This window comes from Vibrio sp. 1S139, assembly GCF_041439475.1.
Lineage (GTDB): Bacteria > Pseudomonadota > Gammaproteobacteria > Enterobacterales > Vibrionaceae > Vibrio > Vibrio crassostreae_C.
The window spans coordinates 26,735-47,882 of sequence record NZ_JBGOOD010000012.1; the positions used below are offsets into that span (position 1 = coordinate 26,735).

Below are 21,148 nucleotides of genomic sequence, written 5' to 3' on the forward strand. Positions count from 1 at the left end.
AGCTAAAGGACTAAAATAAGAGTCTTCAGTCAAAGAGCCCTCAGCTAAGCCTTAAAATAAGAGCCTTCAACCGAGCTCTTAAAATAGAAAATACCGTTGTGCCATTGGTAGTTCTTCAGCAGGCTCACAAGTTAGCAATTCACCATCGGCGCGTACTTGATACGTCTGAGAATCCACCTCAATCTTCGGCATCCAATCGTTGAGCTTCATGTCGGCTTTGCTGATATTTCGGCAGTTGCTCACAACACCAATCAAGCTCTGCAAACCCAATTGCTTATCAATGTTCTGCGCCTTGGCTTCCTTAGAAACAAACAACATTGATGTGTTTTGACATGCCTTGCCGTAGCTACCAAACATTGAACGGTAGTGAACTGGCTGAGGGGTTGGGATTGAAGCGTTTGGGTCACCCATCGGCGCCATGGCGATCATGCCGCCTTTCAAAATCACGCTTGGTTTCACGCCAAAGAAGGCTGGCTTCCATAGAACTAGGTCAGCTAATTTCCCGGCTTCGATCGAACCGATTTCATGAGACATACCATGAGTGATCGCTGGGTTGATGGTGTACTTAGCGACATAGCGTCTTAATCGGAAGTTATCGCTGTAGTCTGAATCTTCTTTTAGGCTACCGCGCTGAACTTTCATCTTGTGTGCGGTTTGCCAAGTTCGAGTTATTACTTCACCCACTCGCCCCATAGCTTGTGAATCCGAAGCGATCATCGAGAACGCGCCTAAGTCATGAAGAATGTCTTCTGCGGCAATGGTTTCACGGCGAATACGCGATTCGGCGAACGCGACATCTTCAGCAATCGATGGTGAAAGGTGATGACACACCATCAACATATCCAAATGCTCATCGACGGTATTGATGGTGTAAGGGCGTGTTGGATTGGTTGAGGAGGGCAAAACGTTCGGCTCACCTGCAGCACGAATAATATCGGGAGCATGACCACCGCCCGCACCTTCGGTGTGATAGGTATGAATCACGCGATCACCGATTGCGCCAAGTGTCGATTCAACAAAACCAGATTCATTCAGAGTGTCGGTATGAATCGCGACTTGTACGTCCATTTCATCGGCAACGCTCAAGCAGGTATCGATTGAAGCGGGTGTGGTTCCCCAGTCTTCGTGCAACTTCAAACCCACAGCACCTGCCGCTACTTGTTCGCGTAGAGCTTCTGGCTGACTGGCATTGCCTTTGCCTAACAAACCAAAGTTCATCGGGAATTGATCGAGTGACTCCAACATGCGGTGCATGTTCCAAGGCCCCGGCGTGCATGTGGTCGCGTTAGTACCTGTGTTTGGCCCCGTGCCACCGCCAATCATGGTTGTGACACCTGACGCCAGTGCTTCTTCAATCTGTTGTGGGCAGATAAAGTGGATGTGTGAATCAATGCCACCAGCAGTCAGAATTGAACCTTCGCCGGCTAAAATTTCCGTGCCCGGGCCAATCACAATATCAACGCCCGGCTGAACATCAGGGTTGCCCGCTTTACCCAATGCCTGAACGCGGCCGTCTTTGACTGCGACATCGGCCTTTACGATGCCCCAGTAATCCAACACAATCGCATTGGTGATCACCAAATCTGGAGTTTCGGCACTTGGACGCTGGCTTTGCCCTTGTCCATCACGGATAACTTTACCGCCGCCGAACTTCACTTCGTCGCCGTATACGGTGTAATCCTTTTCAACTTCTAGCCATAAATCAGTGTCAGCAAGACGCACTCGGTCACCGACTGTTGGCCCAAACATTTCGGCATAAGCCTGTCTGGATATCGTCGCCATGTTCAATCCTTTGTTATTTTCATTATTCCGTGGGAGCGCTTAGAGCTTGCCCATCACCTTTCCTTGGAAGCCATAGATCTCTAACTTACCGGCGTAACGCACTAACTCGACGCTGCGCGACTGACCCGGCTCAAAGCGGGTTGCAGTACCAGCAGGAATATTGAGTCGAAAACCTTTAGTGGCTTCTCGGTCAAAGATCAGCGAAGGGTTTGCTTCATAGAAGTGGTAATGAGAGCCAATTTGGACAGGACGATCGCCAATGTTCTGTACCTTAACGGACGTTGTGTCGCGGCCTTCATTGAGAGTGATGTCACCCGGTGCGGTTTCGACTTTTCCGGGAACGAATCCTGAGTATTGTTTTGTGGAACCAGCCATATTACTTCTCCCTACACGATAGGTTCATGAACGGTCACCAGCTTGGTGCCATCAGGAAAAGTGGCTTCGACTTGTACATCAGGGATCATGGAAGGGATCCCCTCCATAACGTCGTCGACAGTAAGCAGTGTGCGCCCAAAATCCATTAATTCTGAAACGGTTTTACCCTCGCGGGCACCTTCGAGAATGGCACTGCTGATCAGTGCAATAGATTCTGGGTAGTTGAGTTTTAAGCCTTTTTGTTTGCGCTGCTGTGCCAGCATTCCTGCGCAGAAGATAAGTAGCTTATCTTTTTCTCTTGGTGTTAATTCCATTTAGCCGCCCGCTGTTAGTGTTGTTTTCTTAGTGCTCAAAAACACATGAGCAGTAAGTGGGATTCAATCACAGCAAGCTTGAAAAAATGTACCTAGGGTCGGAAGTCACCCTAGGTACAAAAAGGGCTAATCGCTAAGTCGCCCAAATCCTTGGTAAATCAGGAGTCGTACCACATAAATGAGAGCGAGTTGCTTGCCAAATCTGACCAAAGGCCTGGAGGATGTCTTCACTCCAATTACCCAAGGCTCGCACCACAATCAATCCTTCTATCTGAGTCGCACCCAATATTAATGTGGGTTCACTCGACGTTTTTGATGTAACTGATTGCTGTGAAGCTTGCTGTGTAATAGATAAGAGCAAGCTCTGTACCAACTCTAAATCTTGCTTCTCATTTGAAGTAATATAAAAGGTTCCCATCATTGAATAATCAAGTAACCCCATATTTATCATTAACTTATCGCCACCGTGAAAATTAAAACCTTCAGTCAGAAGCCTTTGATTATCAAGATAGATTTCTGTTTTCCCAACGAGGTGACCATGCTCGAATCCCTCATTCTGTGCAGGGCGTCCAAAACAGTGCATCTCCCAACCCCAAAACTGTGCGCCCTTTTCTAGGCGAATTTCAGTATCTAAACGAACGTGTGCATTCGGGAAAAAGATGTTCTCTTGCGGCATCCATTCCAAGCGTGCACCTTTCTTCACTCGTAGGGTCTGCTTCTGCTTGGCGTACTTGTTGTTTGAGCGATAAAACTTGGTCGCACCGGGTGTGGTGATCAACGCATGCGCACCGCTTTCGATGGTCGCTTCAATATTGAGAGTGTCACCACCTACCACTCCGCCGGGGGGATGGAGTAAGTAGGTGTGACACGTTTCCCCATCAGGATACAAGGGGCGTTGCACAGCAAGCGGACCAGACTGCTGACGATTCTTTAATACGGTTTTATCACCACGGTCGACAAAGGTGAGGTTTAAGCTCGCCTGCCAACCGTCTCGAATATCTTGTTCGATGGTCTCATTCAGAGACAACACTCCCGCTAAAGAAGCATTTATTGCTTCACTCGAAGAATATAGAGAGCTCATACGGTTAGGTACTCCTTAATCAAGGACTCATTGAGCCCTTTCATTTCACCTTCAGCTACCTGACGACCACGGTCGATAATGCAAAATCGGTCACCGACCTTTCTCGCAAATGGCAGCTTCTGCTCAACAAGCAGTACTGTGAGTCCCATCTTCTCGTTGAGCATGCGAATGATGTCACCAATCTCTTGCACGATATTGGGCTGAATACCTTCTGTCGGTTCATCCAAGATCAACAGTTTTGGATTGACCACCAGCGCACGCCCAATCGCGAGTTGTTGTTGCTGACCACCAGATAAGTCACCACCGCGACGATGCAGCATCTCTTTTAATACTGGGAATATATCGAAGATGAACTCAGGGATCTTACGGTCGCCCTTTTCGCGAATCGGCAAGCCGACTTCTAGGTTTTCTTGAACGGTAAGCATCGGAAAGATCTGACGGCCTTGCGGCACATAACCGATACCTTGGCGAGCACGCTCTTCCGCATCGGTTTTCAAAAGCGACTCACCCGATAACGAAATGTCACCGCTCTCGACCTTAACCAACCCCATGATGCATTGCAGCAACGTCGTTTTACCGACACCGTTTCGTCCCATTAACACTGTGCACTTGCCTTCCGGGATCTGCATGTCCAAATCCCACAGCGTGTGGCTCTCACCGTAATATTGATTAACTGATTTAACCTCTAACATCCTATTCTCCGAGATAAACTTGTTTAACTTCAGGGTGAGCCTGCACTTGATCCATAGTGCCTTCAGCCAACACGTGACCTTGATGAAGCACGGTGACATGGCTAGCAATCGAACGAACGAAATCCATATCGTGTTCAACCACGACCACTGAGTGCTTGCCTGCCAGTGAGTTAAGTAACTCAGAGGTACGGTCCATCTCTTGGTGAGTCATCCCTGCAACGGGTTCATCCACCAACAATAGCCTAGGGTTTTGCATCAATAACATGCCTATCTCTAACCACTGTTTCTGACCGTGAGACAGGTTACCTGCCAAGTTAGCCGCTTCGTCTTTTAAATGAATCAGCTCAAGTACCGAGGTCAATTTGTCTTTCTGTTCACCAGACATCACCGCAGTGAACGTCGCCCACACTGAACGGTCACCGGCCATGGCTAATTCAAGGTTCTGCCACACGGTTAAACACTCTATCACGGTCGGTTTTTGGAATTTACGCCCAACGCCTGCATTGGCGATTTCGGCTTCGTTCATCTTCAATAAGTTGATGTTCGAACCCAACCACACCTCGCCAGTATCTGGCTTAGTTTTACCTGTGATGATGTCCATCATGGTGGTTTTACCTGCGCCATTAGGGCCTATGATGCAGCGAAGCTCTCCTTCATTGATGTAGAGGTTCAGATCGTTTATCGCTTGGAAACCATCGAAGCTTTTGTTGACGCCTTCCACATACAACAGCACGTTGTGGCGAGTATCGATAGCGGGGTGAATATCAGGTTTAAGGTAATCAAAGACTTGGTCTCGACGAGTGAACGCCTGAACCGATTCCTTTACGCTATTAAATGTGGTCATGCGATCACCTCCTTGGCTTTGTGCTGATCATCCTTATCTTCATCTTGGTTTTTCCCATTTGATGCCTTGCGTAGCTGCTGCCATTTTTCACTGACAAAGCCAATCACACCTTGTGGGAAGTACATGGTCGAGAGAACGAATAGTCCACCCAGAGCAAATAACCACACCTCTGGGAACTCAACCGTAAACCAACTCTTGGCGTAGTTGATGATCAATGCCCCAACAATGGCACCAAACAGAGTGGCACGACCGCCTAAGGCTACCCAAACCACAATCTCAATCGAGTTGAGCGGAGCAAATTCACCTGGGTTAATGATGCCAACTTGAGGGACATATAAAGCCCCAGCAATACCCGCGATAACCGCTGAAAGAACGAAGACCCACAGCTTGATGCCATCGACGTCGTAGCCCATAAAGCGAGTACGTGACTCTGTATCTCGAATCGCTAGTGCCACACGACCTAATCGACTGGTCACCACCATGCGACAAGCAATGTAGCTGAGAATAAGCGCAATGCCAGTCGCGACAAACAGACCTATCTTGACCGCATCACTCTGCAAGCTCAGACCGATGATGTCTTTGAAATCCGTCAGTCCGTTGTTACCACCAAAGCCCATCTCGTTGCGGAAAAATGCCAGCATCAATGCGTAAGTTAACGCCTGAGTCATGATAGAAAGGTAAACCCCTGACACGCGAGAGCGAAAAGCCAGATAACCAAACAAGTAAGCCAACGCGCCCGGCACTAGCACCACCATCAAGCAGGCGAACCAGATCTGATCAAAACCCTGCCAGAACCACGGCAACGCAGACCAATCAAGGAACACCATAAAGTCAGGCAGGACTGGATCACCATAAACCCCACGGTCACCAATCTGGCGCATCAAGTACATGCCCATCGCATAACCACCAAGCGCAAAGAAAGCACCGTGGCCGAGGCTCAAGATTCCGAGATAGCCCCACACCAGATCGAGCGCCAACGCCAACATTGCGTAGCTCAAGTATTTGCCCATTAATGAGATAGTGAAAGTCTCGACATGGAGCGGGTGTCCACTTGGTAACATGGTGTTAGCCAGTGGGATAAGAATAACGGCCGCAAGAATGGCAAGGATGGTCAGTTGGCCACCTTTGTCACCACGCATTGCCGAAAGTACAAATGATTTTGACTGCATGATGTTGTCCTTAACCTTCAGCCGCACGACCACGTTGCGGGAAGAGTCCGCGTGGGCGTTTTTGAATAAATAGAATGATGAAAACCAGTACCAGAATCTTGGCGAGAACCGCACCAGCCCATGGTTCTAAAATTTTATTGAACAGACCAAGGCTTAAGCCTGCGACTAGCGTGCCCCATAGGTTGCCAACACCGCCGAATACCACCACCATGAATGAGTCGATGATGTACGCCTGTCCCATATTAGGGCCAACGTTGGTCAGTTGAGACAGTGCCACGCCTGCAACACCCGCAACGCCAGAGCCTAAACCGAAGGTCATCGCATCAACTCGCTCTGAACGAATACCCATCGCACGAGCCATGCCACGGTTTTGAGAAACCGCACGAACCTGCAAACCTAGTGGTGTCTTTTTCAGAACCATTAATAAGCCCATAAATACCAAACCACAGAAGAGAATGATATAAAGTCGGTTGTAAGTCAGGGACAACATTGGGTTCAATTGAAGTGCGCCAGACATCCATTCAGGCGTGCTCACTGAGCGGTTCAAAGGAGAGAAAATCGAGCGAACAGCCTGCTGCAAGATTAAGCTAATACCAAAGGTCGCGAGTAAGGTTTCCAATGGGCGACCATAAAGATGACGAATCACACTTCGCTCAATCGCAATGCCCACTAAGCCAGAAACAATGAATGCCGCTGGAATGGAAAGTATCAGCGCTAGGCCAATATGATTCGGCATCAACAACTGCAATACGCAGGTGGTGTAAGCGCCAATCATGATCAGCTCGCCATGAGCCATGTTGATAACGCCCATCACACCAAAGGTAATCGCTAAGCCAATGCCTGCCAGTACCAATACCGAGCCTAAGCTCAAACCGAAGAATACGGTTTCTACACCCGAATAGAGTGCTTGGCTTTGTTGATAGCTATCCATCGCACGTTCTGCTGCAGCGGTAATGCTTGGATCTTGCTCAGTGTTTAACAGTTGATTCAGTGTTTTCAGAACCACCGAGTGTTTGAAGTCACCAACTCGTTCAATTGAAGCCACACGATCTTCAATGGTGGCACTGTTATTAAGAGAAGTGGCAATCGCTAACGACAAATCCATTAGCTCAGCTACTTTGCCATCTGATTCATTGGCTCTGAGTTCAGTTAGTCGTTCGATAATGTCAGCGTCTTTGGTTCCTAACAAATCCAAAACCGCCTTATAACGCACATCAGGGTTGCCGCTGTTCAGTCCAATCGAGGCTATTTCCCCGCGTAATATCTCGCGAAGTTTGTTATTCACACGAACCTTTTTAAACTGTCTCGCATTCTCGATATTAAGCGTTGAATCATCCCATACTGACTGAGCTGACGTCGCTGTTTTGATACTTTGAATGAGGTAGAGCTGTTTGTACTGCTCGCTCTGTTTCTCATTGAAGTAGTAAAGGTTTCCGTTTAACCAGCCATCTAAAATAGCTTTCGACACGTCTCCCGTTTGCGTCTCAATCACCCAATCGATAGCTAATTCTTTATCCGATGTTTTCTTACCAACTAGCGCCTTGGTAAAGCTAGCTTCATCCGTTATTCCAGCAAAAGCCAACTGAGCACTGACTGCCATGAGCAACAGCACTTTAAATACGTTTAATACGTTTTTCATCCCTGCTTCCTTAACCAACCAAGTTAGATATTGTTATTTTTACTTGGAGGATGTGTGGATAGTGGTTGTTACCTGAAACGATGAGCCTTCCGTTCGCTTCGCCCGTTAAACAGACGCGTTCTTCCCAAACCGGAAGGCTCAATATTCCTGAATTGACGATCTAGTTACCGCCAGAACACTTCTTCGTTTCGACGTTAAACGCACCCCATGAGAATGGCTTCGACCAGCTAGAGAACAGTTTTGCCGATTCAGGTAAGTAACTCGACCAAGCATCACCCGCCACTAGTCCAGTGGTTTCCCAAACGATATCGAATTGACCATCGTCTTGGATTTCACCGATCAGGACTGGTTTAGTAATGTGGTGGTTTGGCAGCATGGTAGAGTAGCCGCCAGAAAGGTTAGGTACAGACACGCCAATCAAGGCATCTTGCACAGATTCAGGATCGGTTGTGCCCGCATTAGTGACCGCTTGAGCCCACATATTGAAGCCAACATAGTGCGCTTCCATTGGGTCATTGGTGACACGCTTTTCACTCTTGATGAACGACTGCCACGTTTCAACGAACTCTTCATTAGCTTCAGTATCAACACTCATGAAGTAGTTCCATGCCGCTAGATGACCAACCAATGGTTCTGTGTCCATGCCTGACAGTTCTTCTTCACCAACAGAGAATGCAATAACTGGGATGTCTTCAGATGAAATGCCTTGAGCGCCTAGCTCTTTATAGAAAGGTACGTTCGCATCGCCGTTTACAGTAGAAACCACAGCGGTTTTCTTGCCAGCTTCACCGAACTTTTTGATGTCTGAAACGATAGATTGCCAATCAGAGTGACCAAATGGCGTGTAGTTGATCATTATGTCTTCTTCTGCGACACCTTTATCTTTTAGGTAGGCTTCTAAGATCTTATTGGTTGTACGTGGATAAACGTAATCGGTACCTGCAAGTACCCAGCGCTCGACTTCAAGCTCTTCCATCAAGTAATCCACTGCTGGGATCGCTTGTTGGTTTGGCGCGGCACCGGTGTAGAAAACGTTTTTAGAAGACTCTTCACCTTCATACTGTACTGGGTAGAAAAGGATGCTGTTGAGTTCTTCAAAGACAGGTAGCATGGATTTACGTGATACCGACGTCCAACCACCGAACACCACATCCACTTTCTCTTTTTCGATAAGCTCACGCGCTTTCTCAGCAAATAGCGGCCAGTTTGACGCAGGGTCAACCACGACAGGCTCTAGCTTCTTACCAAGCAAACCGCCCTTTTTGTTCTGCTCTTCGATGAGCATTAGCATTAGCATTAGCATTAGCACGGTATCTTTTAGCGTTGTCTCACTGATCGCCATGGTGCCAGAGAGTGAGTGTAGAACACCGACCTTGATGGTCTCATCAGCAGCAAACACTGTTGCAGAAGAAAATGAAAGTGTTGTACACAGTGCAGCTAGCGATAAATTGAACACCTTGTTCATGATATTACTCCATAATTGTATTTTTGTTATTCAATTACAGAGTTACAAGAAGAGTGCCAAACTTATAAACCAATGAAATTATTTATAAGTAATTGTATTAATAGAATTTAAAAGAAAATCACACCAATAGAGTGCATAGCAATCATGTAACTATGTTTCATACTGGTGCAGTGACGGTGGGAATGAACCAAGATGACACATTACTGTTCTTCAGATACAAAAAAGACCCAACACTTTAGTATTGAGTCTCTGGTATAACATCACCGATGGTCGTTCAAACCATGTAGTTTAAGGCTATTCCGCAGGTTGAAATTCGAATTTTACTCTCGACTTTGATTTCAACTCGTTGCAATCACCGTTGCAAAAATAGCTCGCCGCACCACAGGCTTGAAGCTTCTCAAGTTGGCTGCTGCACTCAGGGCAAAACCCAACTTTAGTAAAGTGAGCCTGACAACTTTCACAATGATACTTGCCATCCCAAGCTAGCTCAGACTGGCACTTAGGGCAGATATTTTCACTCATTAGCATTTCCTAATTCACTACTATTTTTACAATCTACTACCGCTGAGACTTCGCTTGCTTGATTTGGTACATGTTCTTATCAGCTTGTGCGATCAACTGGTCTAATCCTTGAGGATCTTTGTCACAAGACAACCCAACACTCACTGAGAACTGCACATCATTGATATAAAGCGCTTGTTGCAGTGCTTTCTCTAAGCTGTGGTAGAAGCTAACAACGCTTTCTTGATCATCAAAGCAAGAGAACACCACAAACTCATCGCCACCATAACGGCCTATCTTGGCACATGCTGTGGTTGCCTCATCAAGAACTTCGGCAACCGCCAACAGCACATCGTCACCGAAACTGTGGCCATAGGTATCATTTATCGATTTGAACTTATCGACATCAACAAACAAACACGCCATCACCTTTTCAGAAAAGCATCGCTTGGCCAACACTTTCTCCGCTTCATTAAACAATGCGCGACGATTCAAGCAATGGGTTAAAGAATCTCGATTAGCGAAAAAGTTTAGCTGGTTCTCCAGCTCAAACTTCTCTAGTGCTACCGAATACAGGGAAGCCAGTAGCTCTAAGATCTCGAGCTCAAATTCATGTGGTTCAGAGATGTACTGGCTATAAATAGCGAAGGTACCCAACACATTACCGCGCGACGAGATAATGGGGACCGACCAACAGGCATGTAAATTCGCTTGATTGGTTAAGACCAGAAAAGGTGCCCAGTTTGGGTGTGCATTTATGTTGGAGACCATCACTGCTTTCTTAAGCGCAGCTGCCTCGCCACAAGAGCCTATCCCCGCACCAATTCCTATCCCTTCAATCTGTTGATTGTAAAAATCAGGCAGGTTTGGGGCATACTCAAGGTGTAACGTTTAGACTCTGAGTTGAGCAGTAAAATTGAAGCCATGCGCTGCTCGGTAAGCTGAATAATCTTGTGATTTAAATCTTTGCGCTCCATCCCAAGCGCAAGCTTCCGCAGCAAACTATTGACGGCTCGATGACCTTCTAATAAAAATTGTTGTTCCATTCACTAAGGCTTTCAATTGTGTAATCGGGTACAGCTTGTTCTTATGCAAGCTTGTTATTGGTTAATAATAGCACACTAAATTAGTACGACACACAATCGAAGATCATAGGTTGATCTTTCGCTTTATCTATTTTGATCAGCGATCTACCCCAAAAAGAATATTTATATCACCACACACCGAAAGCATAAGTTACATGTGCTGCATTTCAATTTTAAACAGTCATTTATATTAAAAGTTACATGCAAAAACAAAACAAACAGCACAAGCCATTTCGATCTGTAGTCTAGATCATCGAATTACATGCGTCAGCATTTCAATATGCTGGTCATCTAACTGGGTTAACTTAACGGATAATGCCTTAAGTTCTGAGGTGTTCTCAATGTGAGTACCACCACACGGAATAGACACTAAAGTGTCGGCATCCAACTGCCATTCCCAATAGCGAGAGTCTGTTAATGCTTCGCCTTCCAGTCGCATTGCAACTGGCGTCGGCTCTGCAAACCAGCCCGCAATCATTTGGTTGATATCAGCTTCGATGTCATCAAGACTTGCTAGCATATCTGCAACGTTCAAACCGCGCTTCTTGAGGGTTTTGCCTAAACGATACTTATCGGAACACAGCTCTGGAGTCACAAAGCTCGTCACTTGTGCGTAGCTATTGAAGTCGTAACTGCCAAGCGGATCTTTTCTATCCGCATCTTTACGCCAGTAGCGCTCAGCCAATACTTTATTCAAAGCTAGGAAAGCGATGTGGCCAGCACTGTGACCACGGCTCAAACTGGCTTGGTACTCTTTATCAACCGACAACACGACTTCGTCGTTAACCTTAATCATAGAAACAGATGTAGGTAGCTGGTGGACAACAACAAACGCCCACCCTTCCGTATCACGCTTAACAGGGATATCTGCTGCGATATGAAGCTTGCCAGTAGATTGTTCTATAGCACCAACAAGGCAGTCTTCAACTGGATATAGCACGTCACCAACACTCACAAAGCCTTGGTCTGCAGGGTGATCTGGCCAAATGTGACTCACTGGGTGGAAGGGTGTCACGTCGGTGATCAGGTAAGTTTTGCTGTCATCGCTTTCAACGTACTGCGCTTTAGCATTGAGCTGCCAAGCCTGATGACAAAATTGAGTGATAGTTGGTGTGATTGCTGACACAGGTGTAATCAAATCGCTAGTAGTCATATCGTTCTTCTTCTGGAATCTAGTCTGATTCGTTGAGCCATGATGATAAAAACGTATTGTTATGGCTTAACGTGAATTTTGCTTAAAAAAATACCCGAGACAGGCTCGGGTATCAAATCTATTGGAAAGGTTTACTTACGACCTTTAACCATGCTCATCATACGTTTACGTTTACGTTCTTGAGAAATTGTCAGCTTGTTAGTCTTAGCTTCAAATGGGTTCTCGCTGTTCTGGAATTGAATGCGAATAGGTGTACCCATGATTTCTAGTGAACGACGGTAGTAGTTCATCAAGAATCGTTTGTATGAATCTGGCAAGTTACGAATTTGGTTGCCGTGGATAACGATAATCGGTGGGTTGTAGCCACCAGCGTGCGCGTATTTCAGTTTCACACGACGGCCACGAACCATAGGCGGTTGGTGATCATCAGTCGCCATCTTCATGATACGAGTTAGCACAGAAGTACCAACACGAGTAGTCGCTGACTTGTAAGCTTCTTGTACAGACTCAAACAAGTGACCAACACCTGTACCGTGAAGTGCAGAGATAAAGTGAATACGTGCGAAATCAACGAAGCCTAAGCGACGGTCTAGCTCTTTCTTAACGCGTTCTTTAACGTCGTTATCTAGGCCATCCCACTTGTTTACGGCAATAACAATTGAACGACCAGCGTTCAACGCAAAGCCTAGCAAGCTTAGATCTTGATCAGAGATGTTTTCGCGAGCATCGATAAGCAGCAATACAACGTTAGCATCTTCAATCGCTTTCAGTGTTTTAACCACTGAGAACTTCTCTACCGTTTCGTTGATGTTTTTACGACGACGAACACCCGCAGTATCGATTAGAACGTATTCACGCTCGTCACGCTGCATTGGGATGTAGATAGAGTCACGAGTCGTACCTGGCATATCGTAAACAACCACACGCTCTTCACCAAGAATACGGTTCGTTAGCGTTGATTTACCTACGTTAGGACGGCCAATGATCGCTAGTTTGATCGGTTGATCTTGAAGACGCTTGAATTCTGCTTCAGCTTCTTCTTCTGTAAATTCAACCTGCTCTTCTTCTTCGTCTTCAAACTCAGTTAAGTCGCTTACTTCGCCATTCTCAGCTTTTAGCGCTTCTGCGAATGGGTTAAGAGCAAGGTCAATAAGTGCAGTAACACCACGACCATGCGCCGCAGCGATTTGGTACATATCTTCTACACCTAGTTGCCAGAAGTCAGCACTTGCAGCATCAGGGTCGATACCATCAACCTTGTTTACTACTAGCATTGAAGGCTTTTCTAGTTGACGTAGGTGCTTAGCAATCGCCACGTCTGAAGGTGTTAGACCCGCACGGCCATCTACCATAAATAGAACGACATCAGCTTCATCAATCGCCGCTAGCGACTGTTCAGCCATTTTAGTTTCAACACCTTCTTCAGTACCGTCGATACCGCCAGTGTCAATAACAATAAAGTCATGCTCGCTAAAATGAGCATGACCGTATTTACGGTCACGCGTTAAGCCAGGGAAATCCGCAACCAATGCATCACGAGTTCGAGTCAATCGGTTAAATAACGTAGATTTACCTACGTTCGGACGCCCTACTAGAGCAACAACAGGTACCATAACAACCTCTACAATTTCTTCTCTAAATGTAGTTATAGGTAAGCACTTGTTCGCAAGTTTAAACTCTTACCTATAACCACACGGTTTATTAATTTTTAACAACAAAACGGCTCCTGGCTGTTACCAACCAGGAGCCGACTGTGAATTATATCACGCTTTTATTGGCTAATCGTTAGTTTCTTTACATCGCCATTGCGAGTCGTCACTAAGTAGCCTTCAGGCAGTTCAATTGGTGCAACCGCAAAGCCGCTATCATCGACAAGCTGTTGAGCAACAAACTCACCCGATGAACGATCCAACCAGTGCAGATAACCTTCAGTATCACCCACGACTACATAACCATTAATAATAGCAGGTGCTGTCAGTAAGCGGTTTTCTAACAATGGAGTGCTCCACAGTTCAGTACCACTACGCGCATCAACCGCAACCACATGGTCTTTGTCGGTAACAACGAACAAACGGCTACCATCACTTGCTAAATCAATCGCTGATGAGTAGTTACGTTTCCAAATTGGCTTACCAGAACGAAGGTCGATAGCAATCAGCTGACCATTGATACCTACGGTATACAGGGTGCCACCAAGAACAATTGGAGATGCATCAACATCAACCAAACGATCAATTTCCGTTGCACCTTTTGGTGTGCCTACTGGCTGTTGCCAAATAAGCTGACCACGATCAACGATAGCCGCAGCTAGACGACCATTTGCTGTACCCCAGAATACACCACCAGAAACTGCAACAGGCGAGCTATCGCCACGCAGTGTTAGGCTTGGTACTTCCGTACTGATGGTCCATTTTTGTTCACCGCTTGCTTGATCTAACGCGATCAACATACCGCGACTGGTATGAACAATGACCATGTTGCTATCAGTTGCTGGGGATGCAAGCACCTCGCCATTGACTGATACACGCCACAGCTCTTCACCGGTCGATTCTTCCAGTGCGATCACTTCGCCATTTTCAGAACCAACAAAAACTTTACCGTAAGCCGCCGTTAAGCCACCCGATAAACGAGCCAATACGTCTTTCTCAAGATCGACTTTCCACAGCGCTTTACCTGTATCAGGATCAAGCGCTTTAACCATACCTTCACGGCTTGCAACAAACACTTTGTCGTAAGCCAATTCTGGCGTTAGTTTTGAAAAGTAGTGACCAACACCATCACCAACCGACGTAGACCATTCCTGACTAGGAGTGAACTCGCTGTTTACCGTTGGGACTGGAGCCATGATTACGGTGTCTTCTTCACCCGCACAGCCAGCTAGTAGGCCAAGAGCAATCGCACACAACGCCGCTTTTGGAAACATCTTCTTCATTCAAAGCGCCTTATTTAGCTAGGTCGTCAAGTTTGATTTGAAGCGTTTGGCTAGCGTCAACAGCTTGCTGTGCTTCTGTGTAAGCACTGTATGCTGCGTCTGTGTCGCCTTTACGAAGTGAGATATCACCACGCAGTTCAGCAACACGGCCTTTCCAAGATTCGTCTGTCATAGCAGCAAGATCAGTCAGTGCTGCGTCAAATTCACCTTGCTCAGCTTTAATACGTGCAACACGGTAAGTAAGTAGTGGCGCAAGTGCCGCGTCCTTAGTTGCCGATTTTGCCCACTCGAGCTGTTCAAGTGCCGCCGCTAGATCGCCTGCTTGTACTTGTACTTTTGCTAGTTGCATAGCAGCAAGTACTGAGTACTCAGCATCTTTGTTTGCGTCGATGAAAGCTTGAATATCAGATTGAGCATCAACACCCTTAACATCAAGAGCTGAAATTACAGAGGTGTAGCTTTCTGAAGCTGCTTCACGCGCTTCAACTACTGAATCTTGGTAATAGCGCCAGCCAAATAGACCACCTAAACCAATAACCGCACCAAAGATTACGGCTTTACCGTTCTCTTTCCACCAATCTTTAATGGCTTCAACTTGTTGCTCTTCGCTATCGTAAAGTTCCACTTCCTGTCCTCTTTAATTCTTTAAACGCCAGCATAGTGCTGACGTTAGTATTCATTATGAGCGTTTGCTCAATGGCTAATTAGATTAGCGCAGCAACTTTCTCTGCAACTTCCGTTTGAGACACGGTTTCTTGCTCGCCGCCAACCAGATCTTTTAGCACAACTGTATTGTCAGCAACTTCGTTCTCACCAAGTACCAGCGCCACAACAGCACCTACTTTGTCAGCACGTTTGAATTGCTTCTTGAAGTTACCACCACCGAAGTGGTTCATTACACGCACGCCTTCAACGGTGTCGCGTAACTGATTCGCTAACTGCATGCCCGCGATCATAGTACCTTCGCCAGCAGCAACTACGTATACATCAACGCTACGACGAACTTCTGTTAGCTCTAGCGTTTCCATCATCAGAACCAGACGCTCTAGACCCATTGCGAAGCCAACTGCATTGGTTGCTTTGCCGCCTAGTTGCTCAACAAGACCATCGTAACGACCGCCGCCACATACTGTACCTTGAGCACCAAGGCTGTCTGTGATCCACTCAAATACAGTGCGGTTGTAGTAATCTAGGCCACGTACTAGACGCTCATTAACTTGGTATTCGATACCAACAGCGTCAAGAAGTTCACACAAACCAGCAAAATGTTGCTTCGATTCTTCACCTAGATATTCAGATAGTCGAGGTGCGTCACCTAAGATAGCTTGAACCTCAGGGTTCTTAGTATCAAGTACACGTAGAGGGTTAGTGTGCATGCGACGTTTGCAGTCTTCGTCAAGCACATCAATGTGTTGCTCAAGGAAAGCCACTAACGCAGTGCGGTAGCTTACGCGATCTTCTTGAGAACCGATTGAGTTCAGCTCTAGGCGAACGTGCTTGTCGATGCCTAGCTCACGCCATAGACGTGCTGTCATCATGATAAGTTCTGCGTCAACGTCTGGACCGTCTAGGCCAAACACTTCAACACCACATTGGTGGAATTGACGGTAACGACCTTTTTGAGGACGCTCGTGACGGAACATAGGGCCCATGTACCATAGGCGCTGTTCATCACGGTTGATAAGGCTGTTTTGAATACATGAACGAACACAACCTGCTGTGCCTTCTGGACGCAGCGTTAGGCTATCGCCATTGCGGTCGTCAAAGGTGTACATCTCTTTAGAAACAACGTCTGTCTCTTCACCAACTGCACGGCTAAATAGGTTTGTTTCTTCAACGATAGGCATACGTACTTCGTTGTAACCGTATGCACTCACCACGTTTTTAACTGCGCTTTCTACTTTCTGCCACAGTGGTGATTGAGTTGGAAGGCAGTCGTTCATGCCTCGAATTGCTTGAATATTTTTAGCCACAGTATTTATTCCGTAATTTCTCACGACCAGGTGTTAGTGCGAATAGACAATCACACCCCATCGCGTTGTATTAATCTTCTAAGTTTTCTACATCAATGCGATTTGCTTTATCAAGCACTGACGCTTTTGCACGAATCTTAGCTTCAAGTTTGTCGACAAGGTCATCGTTGTCGAAGCGCTCTTTCTGACGCTTACCATCTTCGTAGAAGGCACTCTTACGTGCACTACCAGCTAAACCTAAGTGAGACACTTCAGCTTCACCAGGGCCGTTAACCACACAACCGATGATAGATACGTCCATTGGAGTGATCACGTCTTCTAAGCGTTCTTCAAGGGCATTAACGGTGTTAATAACATCGAACTCTTGACGAGAACAGCTCGGGCACGCAATGAAGTTGATGCCACGCGAACGAATGCGCAAAGATTTAAGAATATCAAAGCCAACTTTGATCTCTTCAACCGGATCAGCCGCTAGCGAGATACGCAGCGTATCGCCGATACCTTCAGAAAGAAGCATACCTAAACCTACCGCTGACTTCACAGAGCCAGCACGCGCACCACCCGCTTCGGTAATGCCAAGGTGAAGAGGTTGATCAATCTGCTTAGCCAGCAAACGGTAAGAACCGACTGCTAGGAATACATCAGAAGCCTTCACGCTGACTTTGAATTGATCAAAGTTCAGACGGTCTAGGATATCTACGTGACGCATTGCTGATTCAACAAGCGCTTCTGCTGTAGGTTCTGTGTATTTCTCTTGGATCTCTTTCTCAAGAGAACCGCCGTTAACACCAATACGAATCGGAATATTCATATCACGTGCACAATCAACAACTGAGCGGATACGGCTTTCGTTACCGATGTTACCTGGGTTGATACGCAGACAGTCAACGCCGTATTCCGCCACTTTAAGTGCGATACGGTAGTCGAAGTGAATATCAGCAACCAAAGGAACAGAGACCTGCTGCTTGATTAGCTTAAAGGCTTCAGCTGCATCCATAGTCGGTACAGATACGCGAACGATATCAGCGCCAACTTTTTCCAGAGCTCTAATTTGAGCAACGGTCGCGGCTACATCTGTTGTTCTTGTGTTGGTCATGGATTGCACAGCAATTGGTGCACCATCACCGATCGGCACATCACCCACATAAATACGGGTTGATTTGCGACGAATAATAGGAGATTCGTGTTGCATATTAACTCTAAGGTAAGGTTATTCTAGCTACTTTGCCTGAAGTATACCCAGAAAGGTCGACAGGTTCACTTGCAAATGTCATCGATACGCCTTCAGGCGCACCCAGAATCACTTTATATGGTGCAGTTCCAGAAAGATTTAATGTCTGGCCTGCTTTTTTAATGCCAGTAGATAATGTTTTGCCCGAAGCATCTTTCACTTGGATCCAACAATCAGCAGAGAACTGCATGACTAGCTCGTTAGCCACAGCTTCAGGAGCCGTGCTTGCTTCAACCGCTTCTGCATTAGCAGTAACTTCAGCAGTTGGTTCAGTCTCTGTTGCTTGCTGTGCAGGAGTTTCGTCAGCTGGAGTAACAGCACCTGAAGTATCTTCCGCATCGCTTATTGCAGCAAGGCCTTCAGTACCTTCAACAACAGAAGCACCCGCTTCGTTTTGTTCAGCTTCAATCACTTCTAAAGAGGTGAATTCAGGGGCAAGTGATTCTTCTACCGCTAGCTCTTCTGAGCTTTCAGTATTCGCTAAAGATTGGGATAGGGTGTCTTGTTGTTGGTTCTGCCACCACCAAAGTGAGGAGATACCCGCAATGACCGCAAAAATACTCCAAGTCAGGATCATAATACGGCTGTTGTGCTTCTCGGTTTTGGTCTTACGAGAAAAGCTCAACATTTCTTGCTCTTGATGCTGAGCATCACCGGCATGATGCAGCGCACTCAATACGACTTTTTCGTCAAGATTGACGTATTTCGCGTATGAACGAATATAGCCACGCATAAACGTCGCCACTTGATCTGACTCGAATTGGTTTTCTTCAATTTGTTGGATCAGCGTAACGCGAAGTTTCAAGCGATCAGAAATCTGCTTTTGCGTTAAACCAAGAGATTCTCGTTTGTTCTTAAGCAGCGTTCCCGCTTCCAAAGCTGGAGCTACGGTTTCTTGCGTTTGTGTATCTTGTTCTGTGTTCATAGAGAGTGAACTTCTAAAGTATTATCGCAGGTTGAGGAGAGCGTTTTCTTATTGTCGTTTAAGCTCAATCTAACAACCCACGTTATGTGGAATTTTTCCTGCTATCTAAATCATCAACCCTTAAAGGCGAACATCATTCATTTGTTATGGATGACCTTCTCAGGAAGCTAGTTTATCAAGTAGCCAACCTAAATAGACATATTGATGATCAGTAGCAAGCGAGCACTTAAATTAATTTAAGATTAGTTAATCATAAGCTAATGCCATTACAAGGCAAAAACACTTTAAACAAAATTTACCGTCAGCTCATGGTTTTGTCCAAAATTTGACGAAAAATGTAAGAAAGCGTGGGCAAGAAGTCCAAAAAATCAAAAACTGTACCCCAGAAAAGCAACAAGCCAGAAGTAGGACTTCTGGCTTGTTTAGGTTCTAATCGCGTTTTATACCGCTTTTACTTCAATCACACCACCGGCAATCAAGTTCGCTTCAGAGGCTGCTTTGATCATTTTGGTACGTTTGGTTCTATCAATCACATCACCGACTAACTGACCACACGCGGCATCAATATCATCACCACGAGTCTTACGAACGGTTACTGTGTAGTTGTATTCCATCAGCGTTTTTTGGAAGCGATCAATACGAGAGTTGCTTGGCTTCTTATAAGGCGAACCCGGGTAAGGGTTGAATGGAATCAAGTTGATCTTACAAGGCGTCTCTTTCATTAGCTCTGCAAGTTCACGTGCGTGGTCCATATCATCATTCACATGATCCAATAGCACGTACTCAACCGTTACTTTACCGCGGTTAGCGTTTGAAGATGCAATGTAACGACGAACAGATGCTAGGAAGTCTTGGATATCCCAACGGTCGTTGATCGGCATGATTTGGCTACGTAGTGCATCGTTTGGCGCATGTAGAGAAATAGCCAATGCGACATCGATGTTGTCTGTCATTTGGTCAAGGCCAGAAACAACACCAGAAGTTGATACGGTTACACGACGCTTAGACAGTGCGAAACCTAGATCATCAAGCATGATTTCTAATGATGGCATTAGGTTCTTCATGTTCAATAGAGGCTCGCCCATACCCATCATTACAACGTTAGTAATTGGACGACGACCGGTTTCTTTTTCTAGGCCGATTTCGCGAGATGCACGCCAGATTTGGCCAACAATCTCTGAAACTTTTAGGTTACGGTTGAAGCCTTGTTGAGCTGTAGAACAGAACTTACATTCAAGTGCACAACCAACCTGTGAAGATACACATAGCGTCGCACGGTCACCATCTGGGATGTATACCGTTTCAACGTCTTGGTCGCCAACGCTCATCGCCCATTTAATTGTGCCATCTGAAGAGTGTTGAGCTTCAGAAACAACAGGTGCAACAATCTCACAGCGACGTTGAAGTTTCTCACGTAACTTTTTGTTGATGTTATTCATTTGTTCGAAGTCATCGACACCGAAGTGATAAATCCACTTCATCACTTGCTCTGCTCGAAACGCTTTCTCATTCAGTTCTTCTGTGAAAAATTTACGAAGACCTTTACGATCAAAATCGAGTAGATTGACTTTAGCTGTGGTCATGATGCCTCTCAATGACGGAACAATAATTAAGGGCGCGAATTGTACAGGCTTTACGCAACTTCAACAAGCATTGTAAAACCCTGTGTTTATTAAGACATTCAAACTTAAGCGATTAAAATTTGAACAATTGTATTTATCGGCCTGAGATTACCCAATTTAAACAAAGATTCCCGATTACACTCCTTCGTCGCTTTCGGGAATGACGTAAATAATCACCAATTGCTCGATAATATTTACCACGAGATGGTTGCTCCAAAGTTCCCCGTCATTCCAGAACTGAGGAACGAAGTATCTGGAATCTCCAATAACAAAAACAGATTCCCGATTACGCTCCTTCGTCGCTTTCGAGAATGACGTAAATAATCACCAATTGCTCGATAATATTTACCACGAGATGGTTGCTC

The 21,148-nt window shown here is 46.0% G+C and carries 18 protein-coding genes and 1 pseudogene; all 19 read right to left on the reverse strand.

Features of this window, described 5'->3' with window-relative positions; translation table 11 throughout:
* Positions 1 to 78: 78 nt before the first annotated feature.
* Complete coding sequence (ureC, locus tag ACED46_RS06235; protein WP_017084416.1) at positions 79 to 1,782, reverse strand: urease subunit alpha; 1,704 nt, start codon at positions 1,780 to 1,782, stop codon at positions 79 to 81.
* 39 nt (positions 1,783 to 1,821) lie between these two features.
* Complete coding sequence (locus tag ACED46_RS06240) at positions 1,822 to 2,157, reverse strand: urease subunit beta (protein WP_004735120.1); 336 nt, start codon at positions 2,155 to 2,157, stop codon at positions 1,822 to 1,824.
* Between the two features lie 11 nt (positions 2,158 to 2,168).
* Entirely contained in the window at positions 2,169 to 2,471 is a 303-nt protein-coding gene (gene ureA, locus ACED46_RS06245) for an urease subunit gamma (RefSeq protein WP_004735119.1), read from the reverse strand.
* 133 nt (positions 2,472 to 2,604) lie between these two features.
* Positions 2,605 to 3,552: an urease accessory protein UreD gene (locus ACED46_RS06250; protein ID WP_108111705.1), complete on the reverse strand. Its 948-nt coding sequence runs from the start codon at positions 3,550 to 3,552 to the stop codon at positions 2,605 to 2,607.
* The gene (gene urtE, locus ACED46_RS06255) at positions 3,549 to 4,244 is read right to left on the reverse strand and encodes an urea ABC transporter ATP-binding subunit UrtE (protein WP_054542217.1); all 696 of its coding nucleotides are present in this window, start codon (positions 4,242 to 4,244) and stop codon (positions 3,549 to 3,551) included. The genes ACED46_RS06250 and urtE overlap by 4 nt, the downstream gene beginning before the upstream one ends.
* Before the next feature lies 1 nt (position 4,245).
* Positions 4,246 to 5,088: an urea ABC transporter ATP-binding protein UrtD gene (gene urtD / locus ACED46_RS06260; protein ID WP_004735116.1), complete on the reverse strand. Its 843-nt coding sequence runs from the start codon at positions 5,086 to 5,088 to the stop codon at positions 4,246 to 4,248.
* A complete protein-coding gene (gene urtC / locus ACED46_RS06265; RefSeq protein WP_371721103.1) occupies positions 5,085 to 6,257 on the reverse strand; it encodes an urea ABC transporter permease subunit UrtC in 1,173 nt (390 codons plus the stop codon). Before urtC ends, urtD begins: the two co-directional genes overlap by 4 nt.
* Positions 6,258 to 6,267: 10 nt before the next feature.
* Positions 6,268 to 7,896, reverse strand: a complete 1,629-nt coding sequence (gene urtB / locus ACED46_RS06270; protein WP_371721104.1) for an urea ABC transporter permease subunit UrtB — start codon at positions 7,894 to 7,896, stop codon at positions 6,268 to 6,270.
* 160 nt (positions 7,897 to 8,056) lie between these two features.
* Complete coding sequence (urtA, locus tag ACED46_RS06275; RefSeq protein WP_371721105.1) at positions 8,057 to 9,361, reverse strand: urea ABC transporter substrate-binding protein; 1,305 nt, start codon at positions 9,359 to 9,361, stop codon at positions 8,057 to 8,059.
* A gap of 294 nt (positions 9,362 to 9,655) precedes the next feature.
* The gene (locus tag ACED46_RS06280) at positions 9,656 to 9,883 is read right to left on the reverse strand and encodes a zinc ribbon domain-containing protein (protein WP_017056199.1); all 228 of its coding nucleotides are present in this window, start codon (positions 9,881 to 9,883) and stop codon (positions 9,656 to 9,658) included.
* Between the two features lie 36 nt (positions 9,884 to 9,919).
* A pseudogene (locus ACED46_RS06285) lies at positions 9,920 to 10,908 on the reverse strand (sensor domain-containing diguanylate cyclase).
* 289 nt (positions 10,909 to 11,197) lie between these two features.
* Positions 11,198 to 12,100, reverse strand: a complete 903-nt coding sequence (locus tag ACED46_RS06290; RefSeq protein WP_371721106.1) for an alanyl-tRNA editing protein — start codon at positions 12,098 to 12,100, stop codon at positions 11,198 to 11,200.
* Positions 12,101 to 12,231: 131 nt separating this feature from the next.
* Positions 12,232 to 13,713, reverse strand: a complete 1,482-nt coding sequence (gene der / locus ACED46_RS06295) for a ribosome biogenesis GTPase Der (RefSeq protein ID WP_371721107.1) — start codon at positions 13,711 to 13,713, stop codon at positions 12,232 to 12,234.
* Between the two features lie 158 nt (positions 13,714 to 13,871).
* Positions 13,872 to 15,032: an outer membrane protein assembly factor BamB gene (bamB, locus tag ACED46_RS06300; RefSeq protein ID WP_017062512.1), complete on the reverse strand. Its 1,161-nt coding sequence runs from the start codon at positions 15,030 to 15,032 to the stop codon at positions 13,872 to 13,874.
* Positions 15,033 to 15,042: 10 nt separating this feature from the next.
* Entirely contained in the window at positions 15,043 to 15,657 is a 615-nt protein-coding gene (locus ACED46_RS06305; RefSeq protein WP_017062513.1) for a YfgM family protein, read from the reverse strand.
* A gap of 79 nt (positions 15,658 to 15,736) precedes the next feature.
* Positions 15,737 to 17,005: a histidine--tRNA ligase gene (hisS, locus tag ACED46_RS06310; protein ID WP_371721108.1), complete on the reverse strand. Its 1,269-nt coding sequence runs from the start codon at positions 17,003 to 17,005 to the stop codon at positions 15,737 to 15,739.
* Positions 17,006 to 17,075: 70 nt separating this feature from the next.
* A complete protein-coding gene (gene ispG, locus ACED46_RS06315) occupies positions 17,076 to 18,197 on the reverse strand; it encodes a flavodoxin-dependent (E)-4-hydroxy-3-methylbut-2-enyl-diphosphate synthase (protein WP_009848294.1) in 1,122 nt (373 codons plus the stop codon).
* 7 nt (positions 18,198 to 18,204) lie between these two features.
* Positions 18,205 to 19,161 carry a cytoskeleton protein RodZ gene (rodZ, locus tag ACED46_RS06320; RefSeq protein WP_065584658.1) on the reverse strand — a complete coding sequence of 319 codons (957 nt, stop codon included), beginning with the start codon at positions 19,159 to 19,161 and terminating at the stop codon, positions 18,205 to 18,207.
* A gap of 440 nt (positions 19,162 to 19,601) precedes the next feature.
* Positions 19,602 to 20,744, reverse strand: coding sequence for a bifunctional tRNA (adenosine(37)-C2)-methyltransferase TrmG/ribosomal RNA large subunit methyltransferase RlmN (locus tag ACED46_RS06325; RefSeq protein ID WP_019822113.1), 1,143 nt, complete (start codon positions 20,742 to 20,744; stop codon positions 19,602 to 19,604).
* Positions 20,745 to 21,148: the final 404 nt, after the last annotated feature.